The following is a 9,840-nucleotide window of genomic DNA, read 5'->3' as shown; positions in this document are numbered from 1 at the left end:
TTTTTGTGCCTGCCCGGGCGGCTCCGGAATCCGGACAAGGCGCCCGGCCGCAGTTGCGCCGCAGCAGCCCTGCTAAAGCTTCGCAGGGCTGCCGCAGCGAAACCGGAAGGTACCGGCCAGGCGGGGTCAGGCGTAGGCGTTGACCAGGCGGACGGCGCCGCCGTCCACGCCCTTGGCGCCCTGGACGTAATCCGGGCCGGCTTTGTCGACAGAGTCGGAGTCGGCCGCAACGGTGCCCATGACCCAGGCCGGCAGGCCACGGTCGTTGAGGCGGGCAACAGCGGCGTCAGCGGCCTGCGGTGAGACGATGGCCACCATGCCCACACCGAGGTTCAGGGTACGCTCGAGGTCCGCCAGCGGGACGTTGCCCAGCTCGGAGACCAGCTTGAAGATGGCGGGAAGTTCCCACGTGGCGCGGTCCACCGTGGCCACCAGGCCCTGCGGCAGGACCCGTGCCAGGTTTGCGGCGAGGCCACCGCCGGTTACGTGGCTGAAGCCGTGGACAGCTGCGCCGCCGCCGGCGGAGGCGCTGACCGGGAAGGTGCGGGCCAGGTCAAGGCAGTCCGCTGCGTAGACGCGGGTGGGCTCCAGTAGTTCCTCGCCCAGCGTGCGGCCCAGCTCGGAAACCTGGCGGTCCAGGGCCCAGCCGGCGTGGTTGATGACACGGCGGACCAGGGAGTAGCCGTTGGAGTGCAGGCCGGAGGACGCCATGCCGATCACCACGTCGCCGGCGCGGACCCGGTCCGGGCCCAGCAGCTGGTCGGCCTCGATCACGCCGGTGGCAGCACCTGCGACGTCGTATTCGTGCTCACCCAGCAGGCCCGGGTGCTCGGCGGTCTCGCCGCCCACCAGTGCGGTGCCCGCCACGGAGCAGGCAGCAGCGATGCCCCGGACGATGTCGGCGATGCGTTCCGGCACCACCTTGCCGCAGGCGATGTAATCGGTCATAAACAGCGGTTCGGCGCCCACCACCACGATGTCGTCCACCACCATGCCCACCAGGTCGAACCCGATGGTGTCGTGGATGTCCATGGCCTGGGCGATGGCCACCTTGGTGCCGACACCGTCCGTGGACGTGGCCAGCAGCGGTTTTTTGTAAGTCAGCAGCTTCGAGACGTCGTAGAGGCCGGCGAAGCCGCCCACCCCGCCGATCACCGAGGAGTTGTGGGTGGCCTTGATGGCACCCTTCATAAGCTCGACGGCGCGGTCGCCGGCTTCAACGTCCACACCTGCGGAGGCGTAGGTGATCTGTCCCTGCTTCTCGGAAGCGGGCCCGGCGGCGGTGTTGGCGGAAGTCATACGGACTCTTTCTTGTCGGCGCCGGCGGCGCTGGCGTGTACGTCAGGCACCATGTCGGCTTCGGTCAGCAGGTTCTCAAATTCGGCGTCCGGGCCGGGATCGCAGCCGGTGGCGCCTGCCTTTTCGGCGGGGTCGTTGTGGGAATCGACGGCCAGGGCTGCAGTCTCGCCGGGAAGGGCGGACGACGACGGCGCGAGGCCACCCAGGTCCGTCCGTTCCAGCAGGTTCTTGCCCAGTTTGTCCGAACCAGGCAGCTCGATGGGGTACTTGCCGGTGAAGCAGGCGGTGCAGAGGCGTTCCCGCGGCTGGCGGGTGGCTCCGATCATGCCGTCTTCGGAGATGTAGGCCAGCGAATCGGCGCCAATGGCCTGGGAAATCTCGTCGATGGTGGCGCCGTTGGCGATCAGCTCCGCGCGGGAGGCGAAGTCGATGCCGTAGAAGCAGGGCCACTGGACGGGCGGGGAGGAGATCTTTACGTGCACGGAGGCGGCGCCGGCTTCGCGGAGCATCCTGACGATGGCCCGCTGGGTGTTGCCGCGGACGATCGAGTCGTCCACCACCACCACACGCTTGCCGCGGATCACGGATTCCAGGGCATTGAGCTTGAGCCGGATACCCAGCTGCCGCAGCGTCTGCGACGGCTGGATGAAGGTCCGCCCCACATAGGAGTTCTTGACGAAACCGTGCGCGAAGGGGATGCCGGATTCCTCGGCGTAGCCCACCGCGGCGGGGGTCCCGGATTCGGGGACCGGGATCACGATGTCGGCCTCCTGGGTGTTTTCGCGGGCCAGCTGGCGGCCCATCTCCACCCGGGACTCATAGACGGAACGGCCCGCGATGGCGGCGTCCGGACGGGCAAGGTAGACGTATTCGAAAACGCAACCGGCCGGCGTCGGCTCCGCAAAGCGCTGGGACCGCACGCCTTCCTCGTCGATGGCGATGAATTCGCCCGGCTCGATCTCGCGGATGAAGCTGGCGCCCACGGTGGCCAGGGCCGACTGTTCGGAGGCCACCACCCAGCCGCGCTCCAGCCGGCCCAGGACCAGCGGGCGGATGCCGTAGGTGTCGCGGGCTGCGTAGAGGGTGCCTTCGTCCATAAACACAAAGCAGAAGCCGCCCTTGATCTTGGGCAGCAGCTCGATTGCCGTCTGCTCAAGGGTCTTTCCGGCTTCGCCTTCAAGCAGCGCGGTGACCAGGGCGGTGTCCGAGGTGTTGCCCTGCTTCATCTCGCCGCTGAGCTGGCCGCCATTGCGCTCACTGATCATGGCGTTGAGCTCGGCCGTGTTGGTCAGGTTGCCGTTGTGGGCCAGTGCCACGGTGCCCGTGGCGGTGGCGCCAAGGGTGGGCTGGGCGTTGGCCCAGTGGCTGGCGCCCGTAGTGGAATAACGGCAGTGGCCGACGGCCAGGTGCCCTGTCAGGGTATTCAACGTCGTCTCGTCAAAGACCTGGGATACCAGGCCCATGTCCTTGTAGACGTTGATGCGTTTGCCGTCGCTGGTAGCGATGCCGGCGGACTCCTGTCCGCGGTGCTGCAACGCATACAGCCCGTAGTAGGTGAGTTTTGCTACTTCTTCACCTGGTGCCCAGACTCCGAAGACGCCACAAGCGTCCTGCGGGCCTTTTTCGCCAGGGAGAAGATCATGGGAAAGTTTTCCATCGCCGCGTGCCACTGGTCGATTATCTCATGAGATGGGGTAGGAGATTTCCGGTGGCCCGTTTATGACCGTGGATCGGTGTCCGGCTCGGAATCCGGCACGGCCTCCACCGTTGCACGCTGCTGCCGCTTCACGCTGCGGCGGTCCAGGACCAGGGCCAGCACGGCGCCCAGGATTGCGCCGCCGGCGCCGAACATCACCATAAAGAAGCCAAACACGGCGCCCGGATCGAAGCTCTGGTCACCGGGCAGGCCGTACGCCACCACCGCGGCGGCGCCGGCGCCCACCAGTGCCCCCAGGATCAGGAACGGCACATACTTGGGTGCACGGCGGACGGTTACTTCCCGCCGCTCGGCCGGGGGTTGGTTCAAAGACATGCCATCAAGCCTACATTCGCTCCCCCGTTGCCCTATCACTTATGGCTCCTAAAACCGACGGATGGCGACCATAAGTGATAGCGCAACGGGCGGGTATCAGCTGCCGCGGTATGTGGAGTACGCGAAGGGGCTCAGGAGGAGCGGCACGTGGTAGTGCTCGGGCCCGGAGACTTCAAAAACCAGGTCCACCTCGGGGAAGAACGTTGCCGTCGCCAGCCCGGCGTAATAGGAGCCGGTGGCAAAGTTGAGCCGGTAGTGCCCGGGTTCGAGCTGCCCGGGTCCCAGGTCCTTGGCCCTGCCGTCGGCGTCGGTGGTGGAGCGGGCCAGCTCCTGCCAGGTTTCGGCGTCCTTTGCATAGAGCACGACGGCGACTCCCGCCGCGGGGCGGCCGGCGCCGGTGTCCAGGATGTGGGTGGTGACGTGGGAGACGCTCATTCGCTGATCAGTCCTTCGAGCCGAAGTACGGCAATCTCGCGCAGCTGCTGCGCCACAATGGTGTCTTCCTCGGTGGGGGAGTTGGTAAGCCGGCGGTTCAGGGAATCAAGGATCTCCGGGGCGGTGCGTCCGGCCGCGCGGATCAGGAAGACCCGGCCGAACTTCTCCTCGTACTCCCTGTTGCCGTGGGCGAGGGCTGTCGCGGCGTCGGCGTCGGCAGGGTCCACCCCAGCCTGTTCGGACCGGGACATGGCCGCTTCGGTTCCGGCCGCCGTCGGGCGTTCCCCGATCCGCGGGTGGTGGGCGAGGGCAGCTTCGACCTCGGCGGCGCTGAATGGATCGGCCGCCGAGGAGGCGAACTTGAGGAGTGCGGCCTTGGACGCGAAGGGGCGGGCCGCGGCCACGGCGTCCACCCAGCGTGTGACGTCGACGCAGGGCCGGAGGGTGGTGGCGGCGGCGGAGGGATCCGCGGCGTTAAATTCGGCAAGCTTCATGCTGGCTGCTTCCTTGGAATGCTGGCATCCATGGTGACGGCTATGCGGAGGCCGGAGTTCCCGGCACCCATCGGCTTGCGCACGCCAGGCTTCCGCATCATGGAACTGTTATTTCAGCATACGTAATATTGAAGGACAGGGTGCGGTGCCGTGTCAAGAGGCTACAGCAAGGCGTCCGGGCATTGGGTATCATCACCGGAAGGGGCCTTGCCCCGTTGGCAACAACTTTGGGGAGCAACTGAAACATGAACGGGACAGCTGTGCAGATGCTGACCGGTGACGACGCGGTGCGTGACTCTGACCTGCAGGAATACGGACTGCTGCCGAAAAGCGGCACCAAAGTTCCGGCCCTCCTGGACGGCCGGGCGCAGACTTCGCTGGACAATCTTGTCCGGCTGGCGGCGTCGCTTTGCGGGGTGCCGTACAGCGTCGTCAACATCATCACCGCCGATCAGCAACTGCAGATCGCCGCTTCAGGCGTGAACGCCGGGATCTGCTCCCGCGAGGACTCGATGTGCGCGGCCGTTTTCCTCAGTGGATCAACCACGGTGGTTCAGGACGCGTCCACGGATCCGAGGTTCGCGGGCAACCCCTTTGTGACAGGTGAAATTGCCGAAGTGCGTTTCTACGCATCGGTCCCGCTGGAGACGTCGGAAGGGCTGGTGCTGGGCTCGCTGTGCATCTTTTCCGACCAGATGCACGCGCCGTCCGTGGAACAGATCGACCTCTTGGAGGTGCTGGCCCGGCAGGTGGTTGAACTCCTGGAACTGCAGCACCGCACGCTGCAGCTTAACAATGCCCTCGAGGAGCTGCAGCGCAGCAACACCATGCTGGCGGAATTTGCCGGCCGCGTCAGCCACGACCTGCGGACCCCGCTCACCACCATCCTGGGCTACGTGGAGCTGGCGGAGGACGACCCCGATATCCCGGCGGGCCACCCGGCGGCCGAGTACCTGGACTACATCGGCAGCGGCGGCCGCAGGATGCTGGGCACCCTGGAGGACGTGCTGAACTACTCCCGGGCCAACGGCGCCTTGAACCGCGAGCGGGTGTCATTGCTGGCCGTGGCCGCCGAAGCCGCCCAGGACCTGGGCCTGGATCTTGGCGGGGCCAGCGGCATCACCTGCGAGGACGCGGAAATGTTCGCCGACAGGGCGCAGCTGCGGACCCTGGTCCAGAACCTCCTGGCCAACTCCCTGAACTACAGCAGCAGCAGCCGGGAGCTCCAGGTGCTCATCAGCGCCACCAGGAAGGCCCGGGGCGTCATCCTGCACGTCGCGGACAACGGCAAGGGCATCAGCCCCGAAGACCGGGAACGGGCAGTGGAGCCGCTGGTCCGCCTCCGGCGGCCGGGCGACGGCGCGGGAACCGGACTGGGTCTGGCCACCTGCGAGCGCATCGCCCAGGCCCACGGCGGGGACCTGGTGATCAGCGGGACACCGGGCGGCGGCGCCACGGTGTCGGTGCTGTTCCCAACGGGTAACTAGGGCCGGCCGGCTCCCGGCGCCCAGCAGGCGCCCCGTCCTGTCCGCGCCCGGGCGCGGACTAAGTCTGTGCCGATGTCCTGGACAGTACCCAGGTGTTGGTGCCGTCCTGCCGCTCAAAGGTCACGGTGGTCACGAGGGCCTGGATCAGCGCGAGCCCGCGGCCGGACTCGGCTTCCTCGCCGGGGGTGGCCGGTTCCATCGGGCCGAACGGCGGCTTGGCGTTGAAGGCGCTCACACGGGCCTGCAGGAAGGTGGGCTGGACGGTGATGTCCACGCCCAGCTCCACGGCGTCCCGGCCGGCCGGCTCGGCATGCTGGACGATGTTGGACGCGGACTCGATGACCGCCGTCGTAAAGGTCATCTGGTCCATGTCGTGCACAAAGGGGACGTCCAGCCAGAGGCTGTCCAGGTCGTTGTGGACGGACTCGATGGCGTCGTCGGCGGCGGGCCCGCGGAAGCTGCGGGAGGCGAGGACCTCAGTCATTGCCGAACGCCTGCTCGGCGGAAGGGTAGGCCGTGAGGACCTTGTCCATGCTGGTGAGCTCCAGGACCATCCGCACCTGCGGCTGGACCGCGGCGATGCGGAGGTCGCCGCCGGCCTGCCGTGCGGCCTTGAGGCAGCCGATGAGCGCGCCAAGGCCTGAGGAGTCCATAAAGGCAGTGTTTTCGAGGTTGACCACAATCCGGTTGGACCCGCCGGCGATCACGTCGGTGACGAACTCGCGCAGCTTGGGGGCAGAGACCATGTTCAGCCGCCCGTCCGCCTTCACTTCCGCATACGAGTCCTTGGCCTCATAACTAAATTCCATCAGGATTCCCTCTCTGTTGCTGCAGGTTCTGCGGCCGGTTCGTAACCCTTGTAGAGCACGGCGCGGACCAGGATACTCATCACCACCAGGTCGAAAATGACCCAGGCGACGTTGACCAGTGTGCCCAGCGGTTCCGCCAGGCCGGTGGCAAGGCGGATGATTCCGACGACGGCGGCCACCGCCAGCAGGATCGCCACCACAATCTGGGGCTGGATCAGGCTCCAGCTGGGGCCACCGCTTTGGCGGTTCTTGGGGGTGACGGCGAACCCGAGGGGACGGCCGAACCAGACGTTCCGGGCCGCCGTCGAGCAGGCCTTGATCCACGTTGGGAACAGCGCCAGGCTGTACTGCTGGCCCCGCCAGGTGGGGATGCCGCGGCCGGCCACGGCGAACAGGATCTGGTTGACCACCATAAAGGGGATAAAGCGGATGAAGAAGTCCCAGCTGAGGCTGGTGACCGGCAGGATGCCCAGCAGGAGGTAGATGATGGGGGCCGCGAAGTAGATGACTGCCGCGTAGCCGCTCAGGTACGTCCACATGGTGGCGAAGTACATCAGCCGCTGGCCAAGCTTCAGGCCCTTCTGCACCAGCGGGTTTTCCCGGAGCAGCACCTGGATGGTGCCCTGGGCCCAGCGGAGCCGCTGCGTCAGCATGGTCTGCAGGTCCTCCGGCGCGAGGCCGTAGGCCAGCACCTCGTGGTGGTAGACGCTCTCCCAGCCCATGCCGTGCATCCGCATCGCCGTGGCCATGTCCTCGGTGACGGAGATGGTGGCCAGCGGCATCACAGGCTGGGCCTCGTCGTTGCGTTCCACGGACAGCGCGTCGAGGACCGCCTGGACTGATTCCAGGGCGCCCAGCGGGGACCAGTCGCGGGCGGACATCCGCTGCACGGCATCGTCCGCAACGACCGGGACCCCGGAGTCGCCCACGTGGGCGAGTTCCATGGCGGAGATCTCCTCAAGGTCGGACTGCAGCGCTTCGACGTCCGCCAGCACCAGGGTCTGCACGGCGCTGTCCACCCGGCGCCGGACCCGGTAGGTGAGCTCGCTGAGGGACTGGCCGTCGTCGAGCTGTCGTTGGGCCTCGACGGTGGCCGCTTCAACTTCGTCCAGGACCTGGGCCACCAGGGGCGCTTGCACGTCAGCGGATTTCCGGGCCTGCCGGATGGCGGAGCGGGATGCTGCCAGGGCCCGGCGGATGCTCTTCTCGGTTTCCTTGACGTACCCCACCAGGCCCAGCTGCATCAGGGCCTCGCGGCGCAGGATGGCGTTGGAGCCGCAGAAGAAGGCAGCGTTCCAGCCGTCCTTGCCCTGCTGGATGGGCCCGTAAAAAAGGGGCGCCTGGCTGCCCAGGGGGTCGCTGGCGGGGACGTTGCTGAAGTACTGCGGGGTCTGGACCAGGGCGACTTTGTCGTTGGTGAAGTAACCCAGCGTCTTTTCCAGGATGTCCGGTTCCGGGATCTGGTCCGCGTCCAGGATGAGCAGGAACTCGCCATGGGTAACCATCAGCGCGTTGTTCAGGTTGCCGGCCTTGGCGTGGCGGGGAACGTTGGCGGTCCAGTCCCCGCTGCGGGTCACGTAGCCCAGCCCGTGCTCCTCGGCCAGGGCCTTGAGTTCCGGGCGGGCGCCGTCGTCCAGGATCCAGGTGCTGTGCGGGTGCCTGATCCGCTGCGCAGCAAGGGCCGTGGTCATCACCATGTCCAGGTCTTCGTTGTACGTGGTGATAAAAACATCAACGGTGGCGTCCGCGGGCGCCACCGGGGCGGCCTTGCGGAGCTTCAGCCGCCAGACGGTCATGCCGAACAGCATCACGTCGATCAGGCTGTAGGTTTCCGCGATCACCAGGGGCAGCGCAATCCACCAGGCTTCCCAGTTCAAGGACGCCATCCAGCGCCAGCCGATGTAGTTCAGCCCCGTGATGACGGTCAGCACCACCACCAGCCGGGTCCAGAACCGGGTCATGCCGCCGCACCTTCGGGCAGCCGCCGGACCACCACCACGGTGACATCATCCTCGGCGGTATCGGCGGGGGCCAGGGCCATGATGGCGCCGCTGGCGGATTGGGCCGATTCCTGGTTCTGCGCCGCTTCGAGCACGGCGGCGGTGAACGCTTCCACGGACTCGAAGACATCCAGGACGCCGTCGCTCACCACCACCAGGGAGTCACCGGGCGCCAGGAGCAGGTCCGACTGCGGCCATTGGGTTCCCGCCCAGGCACCCACGGGCGGTCCGCCGGAGGGAAGCCGGCGGGCCGTGCCGCCGGCCTGGATGTGCAGCGCGAGTCCGTGCCCGGCATCCACGTAGCTGACGGTCCCGGTGGCAGCGGCCAGCCGGGCGTGGAACAAGGTGACAAAGGAATTGGAGGAGTCCAGGTCCGTGGCGATCGCCTTGCTGGCGGCGGCGAACGCGCCATCCAGGTCCTGCCGGCGGCCGGTGGAGCGCATCACGGCCCGGACGGTGGCGGCGATCAGGGCGGCGCCCATGCCCTTGCCCATGGCGTCCGCGAAGGTCAGGTGCAGGCCGTCAGGGGTCTGGTACCAGTCGTAGAAGTCCCCGCCAACGCTGCGGGAGGGCCTGAACAGGCCGGCGACGTCATAGCCCGCCACCCGGATGTCTTCCTTGGGCAGCAGGCTTTGCTGCACTTCGGTGGCCCTTTGCAGTTCGCTCCGGGACGCCGAATCGGCCTCGGCGGAGGGCCTGCGCCGGAACAGGGCGTTGATCCGGGACTGCAGTTCGCGGGGGCTGAAGGGTTTGCTGATGTATTCGTCGGCGCCGTTGTCCAGGCCGGTCAGTTTGTCCAGTTCATCGGCGCGTGCGGTGAGCATCACGATGAAGGCATCGGAAAACTCGCGGAGCAACTTGCAGACTTCCAGCCCGTCGATGTCCGGCAGGTTCAGGTCGAGGGTGACCAGGTCAGGCTGTTGCAGGCGGACTTCGGCCACGCCGGCCATCCCGGTGCCGGCATGAGTGACCTCGAACCCCTGCTTGGCCAGGACCCGGACCAGCAGGCCGCGGATGTCGGGGTCATCCTCGATGACGACGGCACGGCGGAGTTCGGTGGGAGAGACCATAGGTCTACTTCTACCGCATTAAGGCCCGCGCGGCATGCAAAGTGCCCCTACCGCACCGAAATCGTAGTAACGGTGCCGGGCCCGGCGCGGAGGCGGCAGGGAGTCTTGTGGCAATCTTTGCGTCCGCTTGGCCTGACGTTGAGCCTGGGCGGAGACACTCGGATCCTGGCGCAGCTTTCCTGCAGACCGGGCCGACGGCGGCCCCACCTGAAGC

General features: G+C 67.2%; 10 protein-coding genes. 1 reads left to right on the top strand and 9 read right to left on the bottom strand.

Annotation, left to right across the window (positions count from 1 at the left end):
- Nucleotides 1-126 precede the first annotated feature (126 nt).
- From purM to uraD, 5 genes are all read right to left on the bottom strand, one after another.
- Nucleotides 127-1,299 carry a phosphoribosylformylglycinamidine cyclo-ligase gene (gene purM, locus ASF72_RS00405; protein WP_050686968.1) on the bottom strand — a complete coding sequence of 391 codons (1,173 nt, stop codon included), beginning with the start codon at nucleotides 1,297-1,299 and terminating at the stop codon, nucleotides 127-129.
- On the bottom strand, nucleotides 1,296-2,969 hold the full coding sequence (purF, locus tag ASF72_RS00400) for an amidophosphoribosyltransferase (protein ID WP_050686966.1): 1,674 nt from the start codon (nucleotides 2,967-2,969) through the stop codon (nucleotides 1,296-1,298). The genes purM and purF overlap by 4 nt, the downstream gene beginning before the upstream one ends.
- 47 nt (nucleotides 2,970-3,016) lie before the next feature.
- Nucleotides 3,017-3,331 carry a hypothetical protein gene (locus ASF72_RS00395; RefSeq protein ID WP_056595538.1) on the bottom strand — a complete coding sequence of 105 codons (315 nt, stop codon included), beginning with the start codon at nucleotides 3,329-3,331 and terminating at the stop codon, nucleotides 3,017-3,019.
- Between the two features lie 96 nt (nucleotides 3,332-3,427).
- A complete protein-coding gene (gene uraH / locus ASF72_RS00390) occupies nucleotides 3,428-3,766 on the bottom strand; it encodes a hydroxyisourate hydrolase (RefSeq protein WP_056595535.1) in 339 nt (112 codons plus the stop codon).
- Nucleotides 3,763-4,260, bottom strand: coding sequence for a 2-oxo-4-hydroxy-4-carboxy-5-ureidoimidazoline decarboxylase (gene uraD / locus ASF72_RS00385; protein WP_056595532.1), 498 nt, complete (start codon nucleotides 4,258-4,260; stop codon nucleotides 3,763-3,765). Before uraD ends, uraH begins: the two co-directional genes overlap by 4 nt.
- Nucleotides 4,261-4,505: 245 nt before the next feature.
- Between uraD and ASF72_RS00380 the strand changes: the two genes are divergently transcribed.
- Nucleotides 4,506-5,747, top strand: coding sequence for a GAF domain-containing sensor histidine kinase (locus tag ASF72_RS00380; RefSeq protein ID WP_056595529.1), 1,242 nt, complete (start codon nucleotides 4,506-4,508; stop codon nucleotides 5,745-5,747).
- Nucleotides 5,748-5,805: 58 nt separating this feature from the next.
- Here the strand turns inward: ASF72_RS00380 and ASF72_RS00375 are convergent, their stop codons facing one another.
- From ASF72_RS00375 to ASF72_RS00360, 4 genes are read right to left on the bottom strand one after another with little or no spacing between them, the layout of a single operon-like run.
- Entirely contained in the window at nucleotides 5,806-6,231 is a 426-nt protein-coding gene (locus tag ASF72_RS00375) for an ATP-binding protein (RefSeq protein WP_056595526.1), read from the bottom strand.
- Nucleotides 6,224-6,556, bottom strand: coding sequence for an STAS domain-containing protein (locus ASF72_RS00370; RefSeq protein ID WP_056595523.1), 333 nt, complete (start codon nucleotides 6,554-6,556; stop codon nucleotides 6,224-6,226). Before ASF72_RS00370 ends, ASF72_RS00375 begins: the two co-directional genes overlap by 8 nt.
- Nucleotides 6,556-8,517 (bottom strand): glycosyltransferase family 2 protein, encoded by a 1,962-nt coding sequence (locus ASF72_RS00365; protein ID WP_056595520.1) that lies wholly within the window; start codon nucleotides 8,515-8,517, stop codon nucleotides 6,556-6,558. Before ASF72_RS00365 ends, ASF72_RS00370 begins: the two co-directional genes overlap by 1 nt.
- Nucleotides 8,514-9,626, bottom strand: coding sequence for a PP2C family protein-serine/threonine phosphatase (locus ASF72_RS00360; RefSeq protein ID WP_056595517.1), 1,113 nt, complete (start codon nucleotides 9,624-9,626; stop codon nucleotides 8,514-8,516). Before ASF72_RS00360 ends, ASF72_RS00365 begins: the two co-directional genes overlap by 4 nt.
- Between the last annotated feature and the right edge of the window lie 214 nt (nucleotides 9,627-9,840).

The organism is Arthrobacter sp. Leaf141, assembly GCF_001424565.1.
GTDB lineage: Bacteria > Actinomycetota > Actinomycetes > Actinomycetales > Micrococcaceae > Arthrobacter.
Note: the sequence above shows the minus strand (reverse complement) of the source record. Positions and strands in the feature narration are given on the sequence as shown.

Bases quoted from the DNA above. Each gene is read 5' to 3' on its own strand.
- purM (WP_050686968.1), bottom strand. From the start codon at position 1,299: ATGACTTCCGCCAACACCGCCGCCGGGCCCGCTTCCGAGAAGCAGGGA.
- ASF72_RS00395 (WP_056595538.1), bottom strand. From the start codon at position 3,331: ATGTCTTTGAACCAACCCCCGGCCGAGCGGCGGGAAGTAACCGTCCGC.
- uraH (WP_056595535.1), bottom strand. From the start codon at position 3,766: ATGAGCGTCTCCCACGTCACCACCCACATCCTGGACACCGGCGCCGGC.
- uraD (WP_056595532.1), bottom strand. From the start codon at position 4,260: ATGAAGCTTGCCGAATTTAACGCCGCGGATCCCTCCGCCGCCGCCACC.
- ASF72_RS00380 (WP_056595529.1), top strand. From the start codon at position 4,506: ATGAACGGGACAGCTGTGCAGATGCTGACCGGTGACGACGCGGTGCGT.
- ASF72_RS00375 (WP_056595526.1), bottom strand. From the start codon at position 6,231: ATGACTGAGGTCCTCGCCTCCCGCAGCTTCCGCGGGCCCGCCGCCGAC.
- ASF72_RS00370 (WP_056595523.1), bottom strand. From the start codon at position 6,556: ATGGAATTTAGTTATGAGGCCAAGGACTCGTATGCGGAAGTGAAGGCG.
- ASF72_RS00365 (WP_056595520.1), bottom strand. From the start codon at position 8,517: ATGACCCGGTTCTGGACCCGGCTGGTGGTGGTGCTGACCGTCATCACG.
- ASF72_RS00360 (WP_056595517.1), bottom strand. From the start codon at position 9,626: ATGGTCTCTCCCACCGAACTCCGCCGTGCCGTCGTCATCGAGGATGAC.